The organism is Burkholderia sp. Z1 (genome assembly GCF_014893795.1).
GTDB classification, from domain to species: domain Bacteria; phylum Pseudomonadota; class Gammaproteobacteria; order Burkholderiales; family Burkholderiaceae; genus Burkholderia; species Burkholderia theae.
In genome coordinates this window covers 392,903-415,995 of the sequence record NZ_JACFYL010000003.1, presented here as the reverse complement: position 1 = coordinate 415,995, position 23,093 = coordinate 392,903, and the positions used below count along the sequence as shown (strand labels likewise).

Below are 23,093 nucleotides of genomic sequence, written 5' to 3'. Positions count from 1 at the left end.
CGCACGTTCGCCGCATCGCGCTCAGGTGCGCGGCAGCCCCGGCGGATTGGTCTGCGACTTGTCGATCGCCTCGGCATCGAGACTCCAGCGGCCGAGCACCTTCCGGTAGCTGCCGTTCGCGATCAGCGCATTGATCGCGATCGTCAGCGGATCGGCTAGGCCACTGCCCTTGCGCGTCGTGATCGCGATATCCGCGGTGCGCGGCCAGCCGCCGCTCACGGTGCCGATCAGCTTCGCATCGCCGCGCAACGATGCCTGATACGCGAGCATCGAATTCACGCTGAAGATCGTGTCGACGCGGCCCGACTGCAGCGCGACCCAGCGCTCCGCCGCATCGGCGTAATACTGGGTCTCGACCGGCGCGAGGCCGCGTGCGACGTTCTGCCGGTTCCATTCGAGCAGGATCTTTTCCTGGTTCGTCCCCGAGTCGGTCACGACGCGCAGCCCCGCGACGTCCTTCGGCTCGCGAATCGCGGCGATCCGGCTGTTGTTCTTCACATAGAAACCGAGCTGATCCCGCCGGTAGGTCGAGAAGTCGAACTTCTCCTTGCGCTGCTCGGTGACCGTCACGTTCGAGATCACCGCGTCGACCTTGCCGGACTGCAGCGCGAGCGGCCAGTCGGCCCACGCGAGCGGCACGATCTTCAGCTTGCGGCCGACGCTGTCTGCAATGAGCTGCGCGAGATCGGGATCGAAGCCGACCACCGTGCGCGCATCGGTCGCGTACGTGCTGAGCGGCGGCAGGTTCGGCGCGATGCCGATCGTCAGCGTATTCGTTTCGGCAAACTTGAAGCCGCCCGGCAACGCCTGTTCGACTACCGGGTTCACGGTGCCGCGCTGCCGGCCCGGCTGCTCGGGGCTCAGGTCGAACGTGGCGGCCTGCGCAACAACGCTGCCGCCAAGCAGGACGGCGGCCAGCACGCGCACGACGCGCGCCACGGGAAATGCTGTTCTTCTCATGTTGTCGGGGTTCCTTCCGGTTCGTTGACGCATTGGCTGAACGAGAACGGGGGCCGGACGATGGTCAGCGCAGGTCGCCGCCCCCTCCGCGTTCGCGGCCCGCTCATGCGGGCGTGGCTTCGAGTTCGGCCGCGGCCGCGCGCTGCGGCACCGGTTGCGCGACGGGTATCGGCCGCTGCTGCGCCGGCGACTCGCCCGCATACAGCGCTTTCGGATCGAATACGCGCGCCTGCAGCGGCGTGAATGCGCGGAAATTCCACAGGCTGCGCGCGACGAACACGCGCTGCACCCAGCGAAACGCGCGATCGTTCTCGTCGTATTGCGGATCGAAGCGGTCGCGCGAATGCAGCGTGAAATGGTTGTTGATCAGCACCAGCTTGCCCGGCGACACCTGGACACCGAACGACACCTCGCGCACCGCGCGATACAGGTTGGCCAGCGCCTCCTGCGCACGCGTGTTGACCGCCAGCACCATGTCCGGATAAAACGCGACCGTCACGCGCGGCGCATCGAGCGGCCCCGACAGCACGGCGCTCAGGTCGGTGTTGTCGCGCGGCGTCGGCGCCGCGCCGCGCCACCGGTACGGCACGCGGATGATGTAGTGCTCGCCGTAGAGCAGCGCGATATCGTCCGGCGACAGCAGTTGCAGCGCGCGGCGCGCATCGGCGAGCCGCGTGTACGGGCCGCCGCCGGCCTCGCTGCGCACGCCGAGCAGCAGCAACGCGAACGGCGACGTGTCGCCTTCGGGCATGTGGGCCTGCGCAGCGTTCTCGATATGGAAATCGAGCTCGACCTCCGAGCCGAGGCCCGTATAGTCGCGCGCGGTCGCCTTGTGCGGCGTGAGGTTGTTCACGAGCTCGCGGCCTTCGTGCGCGATCGAATACGGCTCGCCGGCCAGCGTGCTCAGCGCGACCAGCACGTTCTCGCTCAGCACGCCGGCCTTGAACGAGCGGCCGGTTTCCTCGAACCTCGGGCTGCCCTGCACGTCATCGTCGATAGGCAGGTTGTCGATCTCGATCGAGCCGTGCGCGTCCGCGGTCGGCGCCTTCGCGCGGTCGAATGCGTCGACGACCCGGTCCGGAAAGGCGTTGTAGGCGAGCTTGCGTACTGCGCTGATGTAGCCGGCGCCGCCGGCCGGGTCGTAGGCCAGCGCGCCGAGCGTCTTCCGGATGTGACCGGATTCCGCTGCCGTCAAAACGATGCGTTCATCTGCGAGATAGGTCATAGGTCTCTCGTATAAAGAATCTTGGGTCGAAGAGCGGTTAGGCACCACCGCCGCGCCGTGCCGTCCTCGGTGCGCAGCGCTCGACAAGACTAGGAGACCTCTGTTGCGTTGCGAAATGATATTAAATCGATTGCTAACAAAAATAATCGATATAAGTTCAGCAACACGGCCGGCGTCATGCTGCATCGATCGTGCCGGCCTTTAACACGAATACTTGTTAAAAAATCGCTGCTTATTATTTGTATTCGCCTATGAGTCGATGCTAGTTTTCTGTCGGATTCGACGATGCGGACCGCCCTCGACGGGCAGCCTGCTCCCTTCATCCGCCATACGGAAACCCGCCAGATGAACCGATACCGCCTGCCGCGCTGCGCCTTCGGAACCGACGTGCCGTTGCCGGCATGCGGCCTCTCGTGCCACGCGCACCACTCGCCCCAAGCAGCCCGGGAGCCGCGATGACCGAGCAGGCTCCGGCGCTCGACAGCGCGCTCGCCACGGCCGCGCCGCCGCACCGCACGTCGCTGCGCGCGATCTTTCCGACCGTTGCTGCCGCGAGCCTCGGTTTCGCGATCGTCCAGCTCGACGTGACCGTCGTCAACGTCGCGATTCCGAGCCTCGGTCATTCATTCGGATCGAGCGTTCACGGGCTGCAGTGGATCGTCGACGCGTACACGCTGTCGTTCGCCGCGCTGCTGCTGACGTCCGGCACGCTGGCCGACCGCTTTGGCAGCCGCCGGCTGTTCGCGTACGGCCTCGCGCTGTTCCTGCTCGCGTCGCTCGGCTGCGCGCTCGCGCCGTCGCTGGCGGCGCTGATCGCCGCACGCGTCGCGCAGGGTGTCGGCGCCGCGATGATCCTGCCCACGTCGCTCGCACTCATCACGCATGCTTGCGCGAACGATACCGCCGCGCGCGTGAAAGCCGTCGCATGGTGGAGCGCGACGGGCGGCGCGATCAGCGCGGCCGGGCCGACGCTCGGCGGCCTGCTGATCGATTCGCTCGGCTGGCGCGCGATCTTCTTCATCAACCTGCCGATCTGCACGCTCGGGCTGTGGCTCACGCTGCGCCACGTGCAGGATTCGGCCGCCGCGCGCACGCGGCTGTTCGACCCGGCCGGCCAGATCGTCGCGGTGCTCGTGCTCGGGCTGCTGACGGGCGGGATCATCCGGGCCGGCGCGCACGGACTGGGCGACCCGTATGCGGCCGGCGCGCTGGCCGCGTCGGTCGTGCTCGGCGCGCTGTTCGTCGCGATCGAGCGGCGCGTGGCCGCGCCGATGCTGCAACTCGCGTTCTTCCGGATCGCGCGCGTGCCGGGCACGCTCGCGATCGGCGCGGTCACGAATGCCGCGTTCTACGGGCTGATCTTCTCGCTGAGCCTCTATTTCCAGAACGCGCGCGGCTTCACCGCGACCGAATCGGGGCTCGCGCTCGCGCCGCTCACGATCATCATGCTCGCCAATATCGCGAGTGCGCGCCTCGCCGTCCGGTACGGGTTCCGCGCGACCGTCATCATCGGACTCGCCGTGTCGCTCGCGGGTTACGTGTGGCTGTGGCAAACGCTCTCCGCGCACACGCCCTATGCGCTGCTGGCACCCGGGCTCGCGGCGATGGCGATCGGCGGCGGCATCGCGATTCCCGCGCTGACGTCGACGATGCTCGGCAGCGTCGAGGCCGGCCGGTCGGGCACCGCGTCCGCGATCCTCAATACCGCCCGCCAGGTCGGCGCCGCCGTCGGCGTCGCGGCGCTCGGCGCGCTGGTCGCGGGCCAGGGCGCGGCGATCGTGGCCGGCGCGACGCGCGCGTTCGCCGTCGCGGCTGTCCTCGTCGCCGTCTGCATCGTGCTGGCCGCGCGCTGGCCGGGCGATGCATCGAACGCCGGCACGCGGGCCTGAGCACGCGACACCCGCCCCCTTCAACCGATCCCACAGCCGAGCGAGGAATCCATGCAGCATCGTTTCATCGATACCGTCCTGATCGTCGACGGCGCGTCGACCGCCGCCTACCTGGCGCCCGCGTTTCGCGCGTACGGCATCCGTTGCGCACACGTGATCAGCGACCCCGATTTGCCGGACATCTACTGGAACCAGTTCGTCCCGTCCGACTATGTCCGCCAGATCCAGCATCGCGGCGACATCGACGCGACGCTCGCGCAACTGAGCGACCTGCGGATCGGCGCGGTACTGCACGGCCTGGACGCGGCGCTGGAGCTGGCCGACACGCTGGCCGAGCGGCTCGACGTGCCGTATCGCAACAACCTCGCGACGTCGGCCGTGCGGCGCGACAAGTTCGTGATGAACGAGCGCATCCGCCAGGCCGGCCTGCGCGCGCCGGCGCACTTCCACAGCACGTCGGTCGACGAAGCGCTCGAATGGGCCCGCGCGCACGGCACGCTGCCGCTCGTCGTGAAACCGGCGCGCAGCGCGGGCGTGGCCGGCGTGAAGATCTGCCGGACGCTCGCGCAGGTCGAGGACGCCGCGCGCGACGTGCTGGCCACCCGTTCGCTGTACAACCAGCCGAACGACGACATCGTGATCCAGAGCTATTCCGAGGGGCAGGAATACATCGTCGATTCGGTGTCGTTCGAAGGCCGCCATCGGGTGGTCAGCCTGTGGGAAGTGCACCGCGACCGCACGCACGCGCCGCGCCTCGACAAGATGCTGGTGCTGAACCATGCCGACCCGCGCTACGCGCCGCTGCTCGATTACGCGGCCAACGTGCTCGACGCGCTCGACGTGCGCTACGGGCCGACCCATCTCGAGCTGTTCGATACCGCCGACGGCCCGACGATCGTCGAGCTGAACGCGCGGCTGCACGGCAGCCTCGATCCGCGGCTGACCAGCGCGGTCAGCGGCGAGAATCACGTGTCGGCCGCGGTCGAAGCCGTGCTGCATCCGGAGCGGCTGTTCGGCGAAACCGCCGCGCCGACGGATTTCCGCGGCTATTGCGGGCACGTGCTGCTGCTGTCGTCGCGCAACGGCGTGCTCCGGCAGGACTTCACGTGGCAGGCGATCCAGGCGCTGCCGTCGTTCGTCGGGCTCAAGCAATGGATCAAGGTCGGCGACACGCTGCGCGTGACCACCGACCTGAAGACGGCGCTCGGCACGGTCGGCCTCTACAGCCCGACGTTCGAGCGGCTGCTCGAGGATTGCCGGCGCATCCGCGAAATCGAGGCCGATTTCTTCGCGGACGAACGCGCGGTCGCGCCGGCGTAGCGTAGCGGGCGTTGCCGGCGCCGCCGACTAGCGCGCGAGCAGCGCCCCCGCCTGCCGGCCCAGCACCGCGCGCAATGCGTCGAGTTCAGGCAGCGCCGGCGCTTCTTCGGGCGTGACGAGATAGGTCGTCACGCTGTCGAGATCGTCGAACGCGTGTGCGCGCAGTTCCTTGCGCGCCACATGCTCGGTCGTGATCCGCTTCGGCAGGATCGCGACGCCCATGCCGGCCGCCACGCACCCGAGGATCGCGCCGAACGTGCCGAACGACGCCACCGATTCGATCGCGAAGCCACGCGCCTTCAGCCAGTGCTCGGCGACCGCGCGATACGGGCAGCCGTCGTGAAACGCCAGCAGCCGCACCGTGGTGTCGGCCAGCAGTTGCCGGCGCGTGACCGTGGCCGCGCTCACCAGCACCATGTCCTCGGCGAACGCGGGTTCGTAGCGCAACCCGGGCCGGACGACCGCGCGCGCGGTGAGCGCCGCGTCGATCCGGCCGCGCAGCAGCGCATCGGCCAGTTCCGGCTCGCTGCCGATCTGCACCACGAGGCCGAGCGCCGGATCGCGCTCCTTCAAGGCGGCGGCCAGCGCCGGCAACCGCGTGGCCGCCGTGCTTTCCATCGACCCGAGCCGGAAGCTGCGCGCGACCGGCGTCTCGCGCACCACCTGCGTGGCTTCGTCGACGAGGCGCAGGATGCGGTCGCAATACGGAATCAGCCGGCGCCCGGCATCGTTCAGCACCAGCCGCTTGCCATGCCGGTCGAACAGCGGCGCGTCGAGCGACTCTTCGAGCTGACGCAGCCGCGCGGTCACGTTCGACTGCGTGCAGCCCAGCCGTTCGGCCGCGCGCAGCGCACTGCCTTCCTGCACGACGGCCCGGAAGGTTTCGAGCAGAGGTATGTTCATATCACTTTCTCTTGTTACCGATTCAGTTTATATCATTTTACTTCGCACATCATCCGGATTAGCCTAGGCAACATTCGATGCTGGCCGGCCCTATTCCGAGGAATCCGCATGCCATCCGCTGTCTGCTCCGGTTTCATGTCCGCTTGCCGCCGGCCCGAGGCTCGCCCGTGCGCGCGCTGATCGCCGCGACGGTGCGGCGCGGCCCGACCGTGCTCGCGGGCGGCGTCGGCCTCGGGCTGCTGGTTCCGCCGCTCGCGGCTCTCGCGCGGCCGCTGATGCCCGTCACCGTGTTCCTGTTCGTGCTCGGCACGCTGCTGCGCGTCGAGCCCAGCGCCGTGCGCGCGGTCGCGCGACGGCCGGCCGTGTCGCTGCTGCTGCCCGCCGCGACGATGATCGCGTGCCCGGTCGCGCTCGGCATCGCCGCGCGGCTCGCCGGCCTGCCGTACGACTGGGTCGTCGCGCTGGTGATCGCGTATTGCGCGCCGCCGTCGAGCGGCACGTCGACGATCGCGCGGATGCTGTCGCTCGATGCGAGCGTCGCGCTCGTCGCGACCCTTGCGTCGATGGTGTTCGTCCCGCTCACCGCACCGCTGCTGACGGCGTGGTTCAGCCACGATGCGGCCGTGGCGATCTCGCCTCTGAGCCTCGCATTGCGACTCGCGCTGCTGATCGGCAGCGCCGAAGGTGTCGCGCTGCTCGTGCGGCGGTTTGCAGGTGCGCGGCTCGATCGTTATGCAACGCCCATCGATGCGATCGTCGTCGTCGCGCTGCTGGTGTTCGCGCTCGGCACGATGGCCGGCATGCAGCAGTCGATCATCGACGCGCCACAGCGCGCATTGACCGCGATCGCACTGGCGTTCGCCGTCAACGCCGGTTTCCAGATCATCGCGTACGGGCTCACGCCCGGCGACGTCCGCACCCGGCTCAATGTCGCGCTGATCGTCGCCAATCGCAACGTCGGCCTGATGTGGGCCGCGCTCGGGCTCGCCGCGACACCGACCATGGCGCTCGTGTTCACGTGCGCGCAGTTGCCGATCTATACGCTGCCGCGCGTCGTGCAACACCTGCTGCCGCGCCTCGAAGCGCAACGCCTGCGCCGGCGTGCGCGTTAGCCGGCGCGTGAAGCGACGCCATTCTTCCGTCCTCGATCAAGGATCCAGCATGAAGCGACTCATCGTGATCGGCGCCCGCGCCACCGGCAGCAGCGTGGCCCTCGTGCGCGCCGCGCTCGCGCGGCAGGTGGCCGTGACCGTCATCACCGCGCCCGGCCATCGTCTCGACGGCGTGTTTCCCGACGGCGTCGAGACTGTCAACCTCGCGCCCGACGCCGGTCAGCTCGCCGGCTGGCTGCGTACGTGCTTCGCCGGCGAGCTCGACACGCTGCGCGTGACGACCGCGCACGACACCTATGCACGCACCGCCGCGTGGGTCGCCGACGCACTCGGCCTGCCCGGCCCCGATGCGCGGCACGTCGCGCACGCCGTGTCGAAATCGAACCAGAAAGCGTTGCTCGCCGCGCACGGCATCCCGGCCGCGCAATTCGTCTCGGGCACGCTGGCCGCGCCGGCGGCACTCGCGGCCGCGGCCAACCCGTTGCGCTTTCCGGTCGTCGTCAAACCGTCGGAAGGCTCGGCGAGCGACGGCGTGCGGCGCTGCGAGAATATCGCCGAAGTCCGCGCGCAGCTCGACGCGCTTGCCGCCGCGCAAGCCGATACGCCGTCGCTCGCGACCGAGCGCGTCGTCATCGAGGAATTCCTGAGCGGCAGCGAATACTGCGTCGAGTATTTCGACGGTCGTTATGTCGGCGCGCTGCGCAAGCTGAAGCGCCATGGCGCCGGTTTTCTCGAACGCGGTTATACGTCCGAACTCGATCTCGACGCCAACACGCTGCGCGCGCTGATCGACGTCGGCACGCGCGCGACCGCGGCCGCCGGGCTCACGTGGGGGCCCGTACACCTGGACTGCATCGTGCACGACGGCGTGCCGCATGTGATCGAACTGAATCCGCGTATCGCGGGCAGCTTCATCTGCGACATCGTGCGCGACGGTTATGGCTTCAACGTGGTCGACGCGTTGCTCGACAAGCTCGCCGGCCGCCCAGTGGCGATCCCCGAGCTGTTCGAGCCGCACGCGTATGCCCGTGCCGAATTCCTGCTCGACAGCGATCCCGGCGCATGGCGTTTCGCGCAGGCCGGCGAGATCAACGACGGCGCGGTTACGATCAGCTACGGGCCGCAAGTGCTGCCCGATCGCGAACGCCGTGCGTTTCTGTATGTGCGGGTTGCACTGCCGGCCGCGCATCGTGCGCACGGGACGCCCGCGCATCCCGGTGCGTCGACCCATGGCGACCCTGTCGCGCGGTCGACCGTTTCCGGCTGACGTCACGACCCACCTTCGACACGACCGGCGCCGGCGCGCGCCGATCGATTTCCCGACCCGTCCCCGCCTTCCTTCACCATGACAACGCTTTTTTCTGCCGTGTATCCGCGCACGCTGTGCACGTTGACCGACCGCTTCACGGCCGGCACCGCGACCCGCATCGAGGCCTGGCTGTTCGAAGACGAAGCAGCGCGTCGCGATGCCGAGCGCACGCTGGCCGCGCGCGGCATCGACGTGGTGTTGCGCAGCGCGTACAAGCCGCTGCTGCATTTCTTCATCGAGGAATTCACGCCGCCGCGCACCGGCCGGATCGTGGTCCGCACACCCGCCGGCGCACACCAGCGGTTCCGGCTCGAAGCGTATCCGCTCGCGGGCTGGCTCGCGCCGCTCGAATTCGCGTTCGAGCCCGGCGACGATCCCGCACACTATGTCGTCGAAACCGACGGGGCAACGCATCGCATCTTCGCGCCCAATGACACGACCGCGTCGCCGTGCGGCTGGCTGCGGGCATGGCACAGCGACACGTTGATCGAAGACGCGCCGCTCGTCACCGAATTCGAGGCCGCCGCCACCGCAACGCTGGACGCGCTGCGCGCGCATCCGTGGCCGGACAACGCGCCGTTCTTCGACATCCTGCGGATCGCGATCGCCACGTCGGGCATCGAGCGTACGCTGCCGTATGGCGAGGAACTCGTCAGCACGCTCGAAGCGTGGACTGAGGACGCCTATTACGGCGCGGCCGAATTCTTCCACGCGCATGCGGGCCGCGACGCATCCGACCGCACGCTGCAATCCGGCCAGATCGTGCCCGAGATCGTTCGCACGCAAGGCGATACGACGCTGCGCATCACGCTTGAAACGCATGTCCGCGCGGATACGGCGGAAACCGAAGCGGCCTCGGGCGACACGCTCGCGTCGCCGGCCGCACTCGCAGCGGTCGACCGGCCGCTGTCGCCGCCAGACGTCGCCCGCGCGCTCGACGCGCTGCCGGGCGAGCGATTCGCTTTCACCTCTCACCAGGGCCGCGGCGTGAACGGCATTTACGTGCGCGGCACGTTGCCCGGGCTCGTCGTCACCGCCGGCCAGCATGCGAATGAAACGTCGGGCGTCGTCGGCGCGCTGCGGGCCGCCCATGCGCTCAACACACGCCCGGATGCGCACTACGCGCTCGTGCCGCTCGAGAATCCCGACGGCGCCGCGCTGCATCATCACCTGCGCGCTACGCATCCGACGCACCTGTCCCATGCCGCGCGTTTCACCGCGCTCGGCGACGACCTCGAAGCCCGCACGCAACCGCCGTTCGGCGAGAAAGCCGCCCGCCTCGACGCGATCGAACGCACCGGCGCACGGCTGCACTTGAGTCTGCACGGCTACCCCGCGCACGAATGGACGCGGCCGCGCAGCGGCTACGTCCCACGCGGCAGCGAACTCTGGTCGATTCCGAAGGGTTTCTTCCTGATCCTGCGGCACCACGCGGGCCACGACGGGCGGCCGTTCCTCGATGCGCTGACCCACGCGCTGTCGCAATCGGACGAACTCGTGGCATTCAACGAACGGCAACTCCATGCGTGGCACGCACACGCGGGCGACCTGCCGTTCCCGCGCATCAACGGCATTCCGTGTCATGTGCTCGAGGATCACCGCTCGACCGTGCCGTTCACGCTCATCACCGAGTTTCCCGACGAAACCATCGAGCGCGACGCGTTCCGGCTGGCCCATACGACGCAAACGCGCGCGGTCGAGCTGGCCGCCGGCCTGTACTGGGCCGGCCTGCTCGGCTGACGCGCACGCGCCCCTTCATCACACCGGAGCCCCGGCATGGAACAGCGGAATCGCCACACCAATCTGCAGAAGGTCGTCGCGCGCTCGCACGGCGAATGGGACGATGCGCAGCGCATCGGTCTCGCCGGCATCAACGCGACCGTGTCCGGCCGTAACCGGCTGCACGACGCGCACGGCCGGCAGTTCGCGCATTTCTGCACGACGTCGTATCTGGGCCTCGACTACGACGAGCGCATCCTCGAAGGCGCGATGAACGCGTTGCGCGCGACGCGCACGCTGCGGATCGCCAACTCGCGCAACCGCTGCAAGCTCGCGATCCTCGACCGTTACGAGCAGGCGCTCGGCGCACACTTCGGCGCGACGGCCAGCGTCGCGCTGTCGTGCAGCGCCGCGAGCACCGGCATGCTGCCGCTGATGGCGGCCGGCCTGCTGAGCGACGGCGTGCGGCCGGTGATGGCCTTCGACCGTTTCGCGCATTACTCGATGAACCACGCGAAACCCGCGTGCGCCGACGAAACCGACGTGCTGACCATCGCGCACAACGACCTCGATCATCTGGAGTCGCTGTGCCGTCAGCACCGGCAGGTCGCCTATATCGCCGATTCGTTCTACAGCATGGGCGGCGTCTCGCCGGTCGCCGACGTGATCGCGTTGCAGCAGAAGTACGGGATGCTGGTGTACTACGACGATTCCCATGCGCTGAGTGCGATCGGCCCGCTCGGCCGCGGGCTGGTGCATGCGGTGTTGGGCGAATTGCCCGAACGCGTGTTCGTCGTCGCGTCGCTCGCCAAGGCATTCGGTGCGAGCGGCGGCGTGCTGCTGTATCGCGACGCCGGCACGCGCAACCTGATCGATCGTTACGGCGGCCCCGCCAACTGGTCGCAGAGCCTGAACGCGGCCGCGATCGGCGCCGGCCTCGCGTCGCTCGACATCCATCAGTCGCCGGAGCTGCCCGCGTTGCAGGCGCGGCTGCAACACAACCTGCGCCGCTTCGACGCCGCGCTCGCGACCGCGCAGCACGGCAGCGCGTCGCCGATCCGGCTGCTCCGCTGCGGCGATGCCGAATTTGCGAACCGGATGGCGGCCACGCTGCTCGAGCGCGGTTTTCTCACGTCGCCGGTGTTCTTTCCCGTGGTGCCGCAGGACAGCCCGGCCGTCCGCGTCACGCTCCGCGCGGACATGACCGACGACGAGCTCGACGCATTCTGCGCGAGCGTCGACGCACTCGCGCCGATCTGCGCGTAACGGACGACACGGATGCGCAAGCCGATCCGCTTCAACGCGTTCCTGCTGAACAGCCCGACCCACCTCGCGCCCGGGATGTGGACGCATCGCGACGACCGCTCGCGCGACTATCTCGACATGGCGCACTGGCTCGCGCTCGGCCGCCTGCTGGAAGCTGCCCGCTTCGACGCGATTTTCTTTGCCGACGTGCTCGGCCCCCACGCGGCGCACGGCGACGGCCTCGCGCGATCGATCGAATCGGCCGCGCAACTGCCCGTCAACGATCCGCTCCCGGTGATCGCCGGCCTCTCCACCGTTACCGAGAACCTGTGCTTCGGCTTCACGTCGTCGGTGTTCGCCGAGCACCCGTACGTGTTCGCGCGCCGCATCTCGACGCTGGACCACCTGACACGCGGCCGCGTGGCCTGGAACATCGTCACGTCCTACCTGCCCGGCGCACTCGACAGCCTCGGCCGTCCCGAGCTGGCCGACCATGACCTGCGCTACGACTACGCCGACGAATACCTGTCGGTCTGCTACCAGTTATGGGAAGGCAGCTGGCGCGACGACGCGGTGCTGCGCGACGCGGCCGCCGGTCGTTATGCCGATGCCGCCCGCGTGCGCGCCGTCGCGCATGCGGGCCGGCACTTCAACGTGTCCGGCATCCACCTGAGCGAACCGTCGCCGCAACGCACACCGCTGCTGTTCCAGGCCGGTGCGTCGCCGCGCGGCATCCGCTTCTGCGCGCAGCACGCCGAATGCGCGTTCGTGGTGGCCCATACGCCGGAACGGCTCGCGCAACTCGTCGACGCGATCCGCGACCGGACCGAACAGGCGGGCCGGCCGCGCGATGCGGTCCGCATCTATGCGCAGGCGGCGATCGTCGTCGCCGAAACCGACGCGCTCGCCGCCGCGACGCTTGCCGATTACCGCCGGCACGTCGATCGTGACGCCGTGCGGGCGCTGCTGTCCGGCTGGCTCGGCATCGACTTTGCGGCACTCGATGGCGCGGCGCCGTTGACGACGTTCGACAACCGCGCGATCCAGTCGCTCGCGACCCAGTTCGCGCAGGCCGACGGGTCCGGCTGGACCGTCGATCGTGTGATCGACTGGGCCGGCCTCGGCGGTCTCGGCCCGGTGCTGTCCGGCAGCCCGCGTACGGTCGCCGACGCGCTCGAACACTGGTTCGACACGACCGGCATCGACGGGCTCAATGTCCCGTACCTGACGCTGCCGGATTCCTACCGGCAGATCGCCAGCCTGCTCGTTCCCGAACTGACGCGCCGCCAGCGCTACCCGGCCGCCTACGGGCCGGGTTCGTTCCGGGAAAAGCTGTTCGGTGCCGCCGCGCGGGTGCCGGACAATCATGCTGCAGCGCGTTACCGGTGGTGATCGACTGATCCGGTGGGCTGGCCGCCCGTTCTGCACTGAAGCGTGGCGAGCCGATACCGGCGCGAATGTCCTCTTGCGCGGCAAAAATATACAATCGACGCGATGCCTCGACGGCATACCGCGTCGGCCGCCCACTCTCGCTTGCCACCATGAACGCACCCGCTGACAACCACCCTTCCGCCCCATCGGTACTCGGCGTCTATCGGCAACTCGCGGATCCGTCCGCCGGACAATGGATCGTCAGCCGCTCCGAACGCGCGCACATGTACCGCATCCAGCATCACCGGCCCGACGGCAGCACGTCGGTCGATACGGTCGTCGATGCGGACAACCTCGACGCGAAACTGCACAAGTGGCTTCAGGAAGGTTTCGTCCGGCGCGAAGCCGGCGAGCGCGCGGCCCCCGCCCATCGCGGCGGGTTCATGCAGGACCTGCGCCGTGCGCAGGTGGCGCGGCCGTCGGCCGCCGGCGATGCGACGCACACCACGCACGTGGGCGGTGTGCCGATGCCACGCGGCCCCGGCGGGCCGCTCGTGCCGCCGCCGAACCCGGCCTACCTGTTCACCGCACGCGCGACGAACGTGCTGGAAGACATTGTCGAGAACCGGCGCATCCTGCTGATCGGGCACACCGGAACGGGCAAGACGAGCCTCATCGAGCAGGCCGCCGCGCAAGCCGGCCACGGCGTGCTGCGCTCAAACATGAACGGGCAGACGACGGTCGGCGACTTCGTCGGCTTCTGGACCGTCAAGGGTGGCGAGACGATCTGGGTCGACGGCGTGCTGCCGACCGCGATGCGCGAAGGGCTGTGGCTCATCGTCGACGAGATCGACTTCGCGGAACCGGCCATCCTCGCGGTGCTGACCGCCGTGCTCGAACCGGCCGGGCGCCTGCTGCTGAAGGAAAAAGGCAACGAGATCGTCGTGCCGCATCCGTCGTTCCGGCTGTTCGCGACCGCCAATGCGGTGGGCGCGATGGGGCAGTTCCGCCACCTGTACCAGGGCGCGAACGTGATGAACGAGGCGTTCCTCGACCGCTGGCGCGTGTACCACCTCGACTATCTGCCGCCGCCCGACGAGGCGCGCGTGCTGCAGCGGACCTTCGGCGCGGCCATGTCCGACGCGATGGCCGACACGCTCGCGGCGATCGCGGCCGACTGCCGCGCCGCGTTCGTCCGCGAGGACCTGACCAGCGCGTTCTCGACGCGGCGCCTGCTCGACTGGGCCGAGCTGATGCTGCGCACCGGCGACCCCGAATCGGCCGCCGGCCCGACCATCTATGCGAAGGTCAGCGCGGAAGATGCCGACCTTATCCGCAGCATCATCCGCCACTACATCGACGTCGAGGCCTAGCGCGATGGACCGGGACGACGATGCGCGCGCGCTCCACCTGACACGGCTGGCCCGCACGCTCACGCAACGGCACGGCATCGAAGTGCGGTTCGCGAGCCACGGGCCGGTCGTGCAGCGCGACGTGCTGGTGTTGCCCGATACGCTGCTCATCGGCGATGTCGACGACGACGCGATCACCGGCTTCGTCGACCTCCATGCGGCACGCACACGCTTCGGCGCAATCGACGACGTGGCCGCGCTGGCATCGCCCCGTGTGCGGGCCATCGCGCAAGTGATCGACGATCGGCGCGTGGCCACTCGCCTCGTCGCGATCTATCCCGGCGCGAACACGTTCCTGCGCCGGATGCGCGCGGCGTCGGCCACCGAAACGCTCGGCCGATGGCCCGGGATCGCGTGGCGCGACAAACTGCTGTGGCGCATCGAACGCGCGCTGTGGGACGAACAGCCGTCCGCCATCGAGCGCGTGCCGTCGCTCGACGCGACGATGGCCGCGTCCGACGATCTCGTCGACGACGCGCGCGCCGCGACATCGACGGCCGACAGCATCCGCGCGGCGTACCGAATTGTCGAACGCGTACGCGCGCTCGCGTCGGCCGGCGCCAACAACATGATGTTCACGGCCGATCCGGGCAGCACGATCGACAGCGCGAGCATCGCCGCCGAGTTCGAATCGGACGGACAAAGCGCATCGGACGACGCGCGCGCGCCGGTCAGCGCCGAATCCGGCGCCGGTGCGATCGCCGATACCGAGCCGTCGACCGAAGCGCCCACGCTGGGCGATGCGGCGCCCGGCTCGATCCGCCTGTCCGCCGACAATCGGCCGCTGTTCTCCGTCCCGCTGACCACCGCGTTCGATACGATCACCGACTTCACGGGAAAAGGCGAACCGGCTCGCTGGCATCGCCTCCGTGGCGCGGCCCGCGCGCAGACGGAGCCGCTCAAGATACGGCTCGAACGCGCGTTGAAGGTGGACGAGCAGACGCGCTGGAAGCGCGAACAGGAGCGCGGCCAGCTCGACCGGACTTCGCTCGTCCGCCTGGCGACCACGCCCGGCTATCGCACGCCGTTTCGCGTCAAACGCGCGGCGCCGGGGCGCGACGCGGCGGTCAGCCTGCTGATCGACTGCAGCGGCTCGATGGCCGGCAAGAAGATCGAACTCGCGACCCTCTGCGCGGCCGCGCTATGCGACGCGCTGATGCAGCTCGGCTTCGCGTGCGAAGTGCTCGGCTACAGCTCCGTCGAGGATGCCGCGATGCGCGCGCATTACCGGCGCTGGATCGACGACGGTAAAGAAACCTTCGGCTATAACCGCTTCGTCGAACGGCTCGACTTGCGCGTCTACAAGCGGTTCGATTCCGACAACCCGAGCGGCCTGGCCTGCATCGAATGCGGCCACGAGAATCCCGACGGCGAGGCGTTGAGCTGGGCCGCCGAGCGGCTGCTGTCGAAGCGCGCGCGCCGGCGCATCCTGATGGTGCTGTCGGACGGCTATCCGGCAACCGGCGACGGCAACCCGGCAATCCTGCGCACCGACCTGCGCGCACGCGTCGATGCGCTGCGCGAGCAACGTGTCGAACTGATCGGCGTCGGGATTCTCGACGATGCGGTCGAAGCGTTCTATCCGGTCAGCAGCGTGGTCGAACACTTGCAGGAGCTGCCAGGCGCGGCGTTCAGCGTGCTGAGCGACACGCTGCTGGATCGGCGGTAGTGGCCGGGGCGGCTACCTGACGCGGTTCGCGTGCTTAGAGCGACTAACACAACCTGGACATGATGCTGCGGGCGTCGTATCGTCTACGGCATGGCAGGACGCAAAATCAGTAACGAATTATGGGTGGCGCTGGAATTCGAGCCCACGCTTGATTCCATTCCTGCGGTATCGGGCCTGAACGGGCAGCCGCGCAAGCAGCCGAGCAAACTGCACGCCGACAAAGGGTATGACTTTGCTCGTTGCCGGCGCTATCTGAGACAGCGCGGTGTCAAGGCCCATATTGCCCGCCGTGGTATCGAAAGCAGTGAGCGGCTCGGGCGTCATCGTTGGGTCGTCGAGCGCACACATGCCTGGTTTGCTGGCTTCGGCAAGCTCCGGATTCGCTTCGAGCGCCGCCTCGATATTCATGCCGCTTTGCTCGCTCTGGCTGCCGCCGTCATCTGCTCTAGATTCGTGGATAACTTGTGTTAGCGACTCTAAGCTGGCACACATGGAAGGCTGCGGGAACAGATGAAATCAAGGTGTTGGCGTTCAACGAATCTTGACCGCGCGGGGCGCGAGACGGCAAAAATCTTGGACTGGTATATGCCGCAATTCCGAGACTCCTCCGGTATTCGACCGGGCACCGGCCCTTGTGCCTGTGCCCGGGACGGCCGGCTTTGAATACGCGTTCCTGTCCTTCTAGATTCGACGCTACGCGACGAACCGAATCGCGCTGTTCTCGATGGCAGCCTGGTTGCCGTATTGCCAAGTAATGTTGCGGTGTTCATGTCCGATCGGCAGACCCGAGTAGATCGGCAGGCCGAAGCCGCCCAGCACGTCGACAAGCATCTGCTCGAGCGTGAAATCCGCGCCGTCCGGGATCGGGCAGTGCGTGAATTGCCCGAGCACGAACGCACGGGCTCCGTCGAACGCACCGCTCAGACGCAGTTGCGTCAGGCTGCGGTCGAGCCGGTAGCCGAACTCCGTCACGTCCTCCAGCAGTACGATCGCGTCGCGTGAGCGAAGCGACCAGCGCGTACCCGCGACGCTCGCGAGTACCGTCACGTTGCCGCCGCACAGACGTCCCCGCACTGCACCAGGGGCGCCGGACAAATGCCGCAGACTCAGCGCGGCGCGTTCGTCGCCGGTCAGCACAGCGCGAATGTCGGCACGCGTCGCGTCGTCGACCTTGGTCGCCAGACTGTGAAATGTCGGGCCATGCAGCAAACGCACGCCGGGCCGATCCGCGAGTGCGCAGAACAGTGACGTTGCGTCGGAAAAGCCGATGATCGTCTTTGGCGTTGCGATCTCGTCGGGCAAGTGCTCAAGCAAATGCGCGCAACCGAATCCCCCCCGCGCGAGCCACACGATCTCGATCGACGGATCCATCAGGGTGCGCCGCAAGTCGTCCGCGCGCTCCTCGGCGGTACCGGCGAAATAGCGGTACCGGCTGCCGAGATGCGCGCCCGCCCTGACCTCGAAGCCCCAACTTTCGACGAGCGCAATGCCACGCGCGATGCCTTCCGGATCGGGCGCACCCGCAGGCGCGACCACGCCCACTGCCTTGCGTCGTGATTCCATTGAATGGCTACCTTGATGATGGAGAACCTGCTGAATATACCCGACACCGCTTGCTAACGGCTCAGCCTTGTAACGCAGCGTCGTGCGCGCGGGGATGACGATCGCCGGCGTCCGCGAAACCGCTGCGTTATGTGTCGCTTCGATCCGAGCTTGCCTCGGTCCGTTGGTCCAGCGCCACCCATAATTCGTTACTGATTTTGCGTCCTGACATGCCGTAGACGATACGACGCCCGCAGCATCATGTCCAGGTTGTGTTAGCCGCTCTTGGTCGATGTCTCATTCCGCTTCGTCGGTCCGCGCGAAGCCGTGCCATTCGTCGAGCCGGTTGCGACATGCCCGAGGAAGGTGTCGAGCCCGGCGATTCAGTTGAATTCGACTCGTTCGGCGAACGGTGGCCGCTTCTCACACCCGTTGCTCCAACGCCGCCGCGTTCGCGTTGTCGCTGGCCCGCCGGACCGGCAGCCGAATGCAGAACGTCGTGCCGCGCCCGGGCTCGCTCGTCACGTCGATCGCGCCGCGATGGCGCTCGACGATGCCGTGCGAGACCGACAGGCCGAGCCCGGTTCCCTGCCCGACCGGCTTCGTCGTGAAGAACGGATCGAAGATCCGCCGGACCACGTCGGGCGTCATGCCCGTCCCGGTGTCGCTGATCGCGATCGACACCTGCTCGCCATCGCTCGACGTGCGGATCGTGATCACGCCGCGCTCGGGAATCGCCTGCGCCGCGTTGACCAGCAGGTTCATGAATACCTGGTTCAACTGCGACGGCAAGCATTCGACCTGCGGCAGGTCACCGTAATCGCGCACGATGTCGGCCTTGTACTTGAGTTCGTTATGCACGACGTTGAGCGTGCTCTCGATCCCTGCATGGAGATCGACCACGCTCCATTCATCGCTGACCGGGCGCGAGAAATCGCGCAGGTCCTGCACGATGCGCCGCACCCGTACCGCGCCGTCGATCGATTCGTCGATCAGCGTCACGATCTCGTCGCGGACGTAGTCCAGATCAGCGGCGCGGCCCATCGCCGTCAGCGCGTCGCGGGCGCCGGGGTCGAGCTGCGGCAGCGCCGCCTCATGCGCCGCGACCACATCGAGCAGACTGCGCACCCAGGTCTTCAAGGTATTGAGGTTCGCGCTGACGAAGCCGATCGGATTGTTGATCTCGTGCGCAACGCCCGCCGCGAGCTGGCCGATCGACGCGAGTTTTTCCGACTGCAGCAACTGCACGTGGGATTCCTCGAGCGCATGCAGAAGACGCCGCTGCTCATCCTTCTCCTGTTCGAGCCGTGCCTGCGCGGCCTTGCGTTCGTCGATCTCCGTCGCCATGTTCTCGCGCGTACGCTGCAGCATCTCCGTCGACTGCTCGTAGCGGCGCAACGCGCGTTCGAGTTCCGCGGTGCGCAGTTGCACGAGCCTCTCCAGCGTGTCGGCCATCCCGCGCAAAAAGGTTGTGCGCGCATCGAAGCGGCTGAGCAGCAGCGTGACAATCAGCGTCGCCATCGTAAACAGCGCGACGGTCGTCGCGAGCCACGGCGTGTCGATCCCGTTCGCGGCGCCGCATCGCGCGTCCGGCGCGAAATGCGCGGCCGCCATCCCCGTATAGTGCATGCCGGTAATCGCGATGCCCATGATGAAGGCCGCGCCGACTCGCTGTGCGGTCGCATGGCGCGCCTGCTGCACGCGCAGTGCCTGCGCAATCCATAGCGCGGCCGTCGACGCGACCACCGCGACGCCGATCGATGCGGCGAACAGCGCGGGATCGTAGCGAATGCCGGGCTCCATGTGCATCGCGGCCATCCCCGTGTAGTGCATGCCGGCAATCCCGCCGCCCATCAGCGCCCCGCCCGCGAGCAGCCGCCGCCAGCCCAGCCGCGCACGCGTAACGACGGTCAGCGCGAAATACGACACGAGCACCGCGATCGCGAGCGATGCGCCCGTGTCCAGCAGCGCATAACCCAGCGGGATCGGCAGCGAAAACGCGAGCATGCCGACGAAATGCATCGACCAGATCCCGGTGCCCATCGCGGCCGCGCCACCGCCCAGCCACGCATGCTTGAGCTTCGGGTTGTCGAGCAGCGAAATGAACGCGGCCAGATCGAGCGTCGTATAGGACGCCAGCGTCGCAATGGCGAGCGACAGCAGGACGAGCAGGAGGTTGTAGGTGCCGTGCATGATCGAGCGCCCGAATCGATGAGGATGCATGGCTGCGGCGCGCAGTCGAGCGCACCGCGGCCAGCCCGCCGCGCGTCGTGTGTCAGCCGGGCGGCGCGCTCGCGTTGTGCGTCTGCTTCGAGGCGGCCGAGCCGGCCAGAACAAGGATATCGAACGGCGCCCCTTCCCGCGTCTCGAAGCGGCGCACGAGTTCGATCTGGTGCGCCGACATCACGCTGCCCTTCGTCATCAGCAGCACGCCGCGATGCGTGCGCAGGTCGTCGGCCAGTTGCATCCCTTCGCGCAGCTGCGCGGACTTGATCTCCGCGACCGACGCCGCGATACCGAGACTCGCCGGGTCACGCATCAGCTCGATGCAACGCTCGACGATCTGCGGGTCGTAACGCACGCCCGCCTGCGACTGCAACGCATCGAGCGCCTGCTCGAGCGAATGCGGCGCCCCGATTTCGCCGTTGCGCAGCCCTTCGAAATCGCGTGCGATCGCAACGATCCGCGAGCCGAGCGGGATCGCATCGCCGGCCAGCCCGTCCGGCGTGCCGCGCCCGTTGAAGCGCTCGTACTGGTGCAGCACGATCGATGCGACCTTGTGCAATTGCGCGACAGGCGTCAGCACCATCTGCGCGCGCAGCGGATGCTCCTGGAACAGGCGGTGTTCGTCCGTCGTCATCCGCGTGGTCGGCTTGTGCAGCAATTCGTCGGGCAGCGACAGCTTGCCGATACCGTGCAGCAGCCCCGCGTAATAGACGTCCTGCGCGTGCAGACTGCTCATCCCCGACGACAACGCGAGCCGGCGCGCGATCTCGCCGACCCGCATCGCGTGGCCGCTGGCGGTCCCGCACCGCATTTCGATCATGCTCGCGCACACCTGGACCATCGCCGTGAAGCTGCTTTTCAGGTCGCGTTGTGCCGCTTCGAGGAACATCACGGTCTGGCCGAGTTCCTCGGTGCGCGCGCGCACCTGCGTTTCGAGTTCCGTGTTGAAACGGCGCAGCGCTTCATTCTGTGCCTCCGTCAGCGCGGCCAGCCGGGCGGCTTCGCGGCGCAAGCGCCGCTGCTCCAGCGCCTGTTCGATGGTCATCAGCAGATCGTGGTCGTCCCACGGCTTGTTCAGATAGCGATACACGCCGCCTTCGTTGACGGCCTGCACGACCGACGCGATCTCCGCATAGCCGGTCAGCAGGATGCGCATCGTGTCCGGGTACATGGCCCGTGCGCGGGCCAGAAATTCCGCACCGCTCATGTGCGGCATCCGCATGTCGGACACGATCAGGTCGACTTCGGTCGACGCCAGTATTTCCAGCGCGGCTTCGCCGCTGTCGGCTGTCAGGATGTCGTAACCTGCGGGCCGGAACACGCGCTTGAGCGCCGACATCATGCTCGGCTCGTCGTCGACCAGCAGGATCGACGGTGCGCTGCATGCGTCGTCGGATGCTGCTGCCGCGTCGGCCGCCTCAGCCGTTTCAGGCGATGTCGCGTTCGGTCCGTTTGTTTCGGATGTCGTCATAATTGGCCTCGGATCAATTATTTACATCTTCTCTCTCTGCAACATCGGCTGGCGCGGCGGTTTCCGCATTGGGGGAAACGCTAATGCATTCGGGTCAGGGCGTCTCGATTCCTTCCGCCCGCGTGGCGAGGAATCGCAGGTACTTGCCGTGCTCGTCCTCGAACAGTTCCGGTCCGCCGCCCATGTAGGCGCGCATCAGTTCGTCAGCCGCGCGATCGAGATTGCCGAGTTCGAGTTGGCACTGCCCGAGCCGCAGGTGCAGAAACGGATTGCCGATCGCGTCGGGGAAATGCATCGCGTGGCCAAGATTGTCGCGGCCGGCCGCGTAGTCGCCTCGATGGAAATTCGCGTCGCCGATCGCGGCCAGCAACCAGGTTCCCGCCTCCCAATCGGTCCTGGGCTCGGGAAGCAGGTCGAACGCTTCCCAGTATTTTGCGAGTGCGCCTTCGTAGTTTTCGTCTTCCGCCAATGCATCGCCGGCTTCGCTCAGCGCTACGATTCGCTCGTGAAGCAGGTTGTCCAGTTCTGCCATGTGCGGCCTCCTTTCCGGGAGATGAATGCGGCGTGGTGTGGCGAATGGTTGCGATGCGATCAGGCTGTTACCCGCTCTATCGAAGCCGCATGCGATTGGTTCGCCGCGCCGATTTTGACGCAGCATACCCGAGCGCAGTGAGGCGTGCGCGTCGACTTCGAGAGAGACGGCCGCTCGAGCACAGAATGATCGTCATGCCCCGCGACGGGTGGCGCGTGAATGTGAATGAAGAACGTCGTTGGTGACGGATTTCGGGATCGTCCGTTACCGACCCATTGCGGCCAGCAGCGGCACTTCGAAGCGGACACTCAAAAGCAGGGGAAAGTCCCCATCACTGGTTGTTCCCACTGCTGAAAATTGTCGTCCTATCAGCTCTCTTGAGAAGCTGACATGTAGACATTGATGTACTCCTCTAAATGCCGTTCTCGCAATAGTGACAAATCAATTACATCCTTACCCGATTTTCCATTGGCGTTTTTAAATTTCACCACGACCGATGGTGTCCTCCTGTATCCACCAGTCACAGTTACCTTTTCAATGAAAGCCCATGGGAGTTGCAAATCTCCGTGTTGATAGCCAGTTTTTGAAAGCGTTACTGCAGGCGTGTTGATATTCCACAAAATTCGGACAACGTCGCGAGCCTTCTTTCCAAAGAAAATCGTTGCGGGTAACAACATGGTGCCAAACACGATTGCGGCCAGATGATCATTTGGCTGCTTCGCGGGAGCCCAAAACCACACCGTGTTTATGAACATAAACACTCCGGTGAGGACTAGTAAAGCCATCGCTTCGAACGCAACGGCCCCTCTTGAATAGAAAAAATTCGTGGATTGAGGGATATCTTTGGTTTCTAATATTTTTTTGACCTCGGCATGCCACTTTTCGGCGTCTCTGCCAATTTTTACCATTCCATACGGAACGATGACGAGGAGTGTGGGCAATATCAGTAAAAAAATCAATTTACCCAATTCTCACCCCCCTGACTCAAGCGATAGATCATGGATTATTTTCAATTCATCTTCGAGACTTTTATAGAAGAAAGTGGCCCCGAACTAAGCGTATTGCAATGTAACCCGACCCAACCATTTGCACGCAGTAACTGGCACCCTACAGCTAGAGTATCGCCGATTGTCGGCGATTTCGCCTGATGTGTCGAATGTCGCTTCCTGGCCGGCAGGCGACGGCGAG

The 23,093-nt window shown here is 67.0% G+C and carries 17 protein-coding genes and 1 pseudogene; 10 read left to right on the top strand and 8 right to left on the bottom strand.

What is annotated here, in order from left to right; translation table 11 throughout:
- Positions 1-21: 21 nt before the first annotated feature.
- Positions 22-960: an ABC transporter substrate-binding protein gene (locus H3H55_RS34230; protein WP_193102630.1), complete on the bottom strand. Its 939-nt coding sequence runs from the start codon at positions 958-960 to the stop codon at positions 22-24.
- 103 nt (positions 961-1,063) lie between these two features.
- Positions 1,064-2,185: a TauD/TfdA family dioxygenase gene (locus tag H3H55_RS34225; RefSeq protein WP_129518243.1), complete on the bottom strand. Its 1,122-nt coding sequence runs from the start codon at positions 2,183-2,185 to the stop codon at positions 1,064-1,066.
- Positions 2,186-2,640: 455 nt separating this feature from the next.
- Here H3H55_RS34225 and H3H55_RS34220 point away from each other — a divergent pair, with 455 nt between their 5' ends.
- Together H3H55_RS34220 and H3H55_RS34215 are read left to right on the top strand one after the other, a co-directional pair.
- Entirely contained in the window at positions 2,641-4,074 is a 1,434-nt protein-coding gene (locus tag H3H55_RS34220) for an MFS transporter (protein ID WP_193102629.1), read from the top strand.
- Between the two features lie 51 nt (positions 4,075-4,125).
- On the top strand, positions 4,126-5,394 hold the full coding sequence (locus H3H55_RS34215; RefSeq protein ID WP_193102628.1) for an ATP-grasp domain-containing protein: 1,269 nt from the start codon (positions 4,126-4,128) through the stop codon (positions 5,392-5,394).
- Between the two features lie 27 nt (positions 5,395-5,421).
- Here H3H55_RS34215 and H3H55_RS34210 read toward each other — a convergent pair whose 3' ends face one another.
- Complete coding sequence (locus tag H3H55_RS34210; protein WP_193102627.1) at positions 5,422-6,297, bottom strand: LysR family transcriptional regulator; 876 nt, start codon at positions 6,295-6,297, stop codon at positions 5,422-5,424.
- A gap of 167 nt (positions 6,298-6,464) precedes the next feature.
- Here H3H55_RS34210 and H3H55_RS34205 point away from each other — a divergent pair, with 167 nt between their 5' ends.
- From H3H55_RS34205 to H3H55_RS34170, 8 genes and pseudogenes are all read left to right on the top strand, one after another.
- Positions 6,465-7,409, top strand: a complete 945-nt coding sequence (locus tag H3H55_RS34205) for a hypothetical protein (protein ID WP_193102626.1) — start codon at positions 6,465-6,467, stop codon at positions 7,407-7,409.
- Between the two features lie 49 nt (positions 7,410-7,458).
- Positions 7,459-8,676: an ATP-grasp domain-containing protein gene (locus H3H55_RS34200; RefSeq protein ID WP_226800683.1), complete on the top strand. Its 1,218-nt coding sequence runs from the start codon at positions 7,459-7,461 to the stop codon at positions 8,674-8,676.
- Positions 8,677-8,754: 78 nt separating this feature from the next.
- Complete coding sequence (locus H3H55_RS34195) at positions 8,755-10,458, top strand: hypothetical protein (RefSeq protein ID WP_193102625.1); 1,704 nt, start codon at positions 8,755-8,757, stop codon at positions 10,456-10,458.
- Positions 10,459-10,494: 36 nt separating this feature from the next.
- Positions 10,495-11,703 (top strand): aminotransferase class I/II-fold pyridoxal phosphate-dependent enzyme, encoded by a 1,209-nt coding sequence (locus H3H55_RS34190; RefSeq protein WP_129518251.1) that lies wholly within the window; start codon positions 10,495-10,497, stop codon positions 11,701-11,703.
- A gap of 12 nt (positions 11,704-11,715) precedes the next feature.
- Positions 11,716-13,074 carry an NtaA/DmoA family FMN-dependent monooxygenase gene (locus tag H3H55_RS34185; protein WP_193102624.1) on the top strand — a complete coding sequence of 453 codons (1,359 nt, stop codon included), beginning with the start codon at positions 11,716-11,718 and terminating at the stop codon, positions 13,072-13,074.
- Between the two features lie 149 nt (positions 13,075-13,223).
- Entirely contained in the window at positions 13,224-14,426 is a 1,203-nt protein-coding gene (locus H3H55_RS34180; RefSeq protein WP_193102623.1) for an AAA family ATPase, read from the top strand.
- Positions 14,374-16,134, top strand: a complete 1,761-nt coding sequence (locus tag H3H55_RS34175; RefSeq protein ID WP_226800682.1) for a cobaltochelatase CobT-related protein — start codon at positions 14,374-14,376, stop codon at positions 16,132-16,134. Before H3H55_RS34180 ends, H3H55_RS34175 begins: the two co-directional genes overlap by 53 nt.
- Before the next feature lie 135 nt (positions 16,135-16,269).
- Positions 16,270-16,605, top strand: a pseudogene (locus H3H55_RS34170) (transposase); the annotation flags it as partial.
- 222 nt (positions 16,606-16,827) lie between these two features.
- Here the strand turns inward: H3H55_RS34170 and H3H55_RS34165 are convergent.
- From H3H55_RS34165 to H3H55_RS34145, 5 genes are all read right to left on the bottom strand, one after another.
- On the bottom strand, positions 16,828-17,697 hold the full coding sequence (locus tag H3H55_RS34165) for a S66 peptidase family protein (RefSeq protein WP_193102622.1): 870 nt from the start codon (positions 17,695-17,697) through the stop codon (positions 16,828-16,830).
- A 402-nt stretch (positions 17,698-18,099) separates the two neighbouring features.
- On the bottom strand, positions 18,100-19,869 hold the full coding sequence (locus tag H3H55_RS34160) for a histidine kinase (RefSeq protein ID WP_193103108.1): 1,770 nt from the start codon (positions 19,867-19,869) through the stop codon (positions 18,100-18,102).
- 82 nt (positions 19,870-19,951) lie between these two features.
- Positions 19,952-21,373: an HD domain-containing phosphohydrolase gene (locus H3H55_RS34155; protein WP_193102621.1), complete on the bottom strand. Its 1,422-nt coding sequence runs from the start codon at positions 21,371-21,373 to the stop codon at positions 19,952-19,954.
- Between the two features lie 94 nt (positions 21,374-21,467).
- Entirely contained in the window at positions 21,468-21,905 is a 438-nt protein-coding gene (locus H3H55_RS34150) for a tetratricopeptide repeat protein (RefSeq protein WP_193102620.1), read from the bottom strand.
- A gap of 368 nt (positions 21,906-22,273) precedes the next feature.
- Complete coding sequence (locus H3H55_RS34145) at positions 22,274-22,873, bottom strand: hypothetical protein (RefSeq protein ID WP_193102619.1); 600 nt, start codon at positions 22,871-22,873, stop codon at positions 22,274-22,276.
- Positions 22,874-23,093 lie beyond the last annotated feature (220 nt).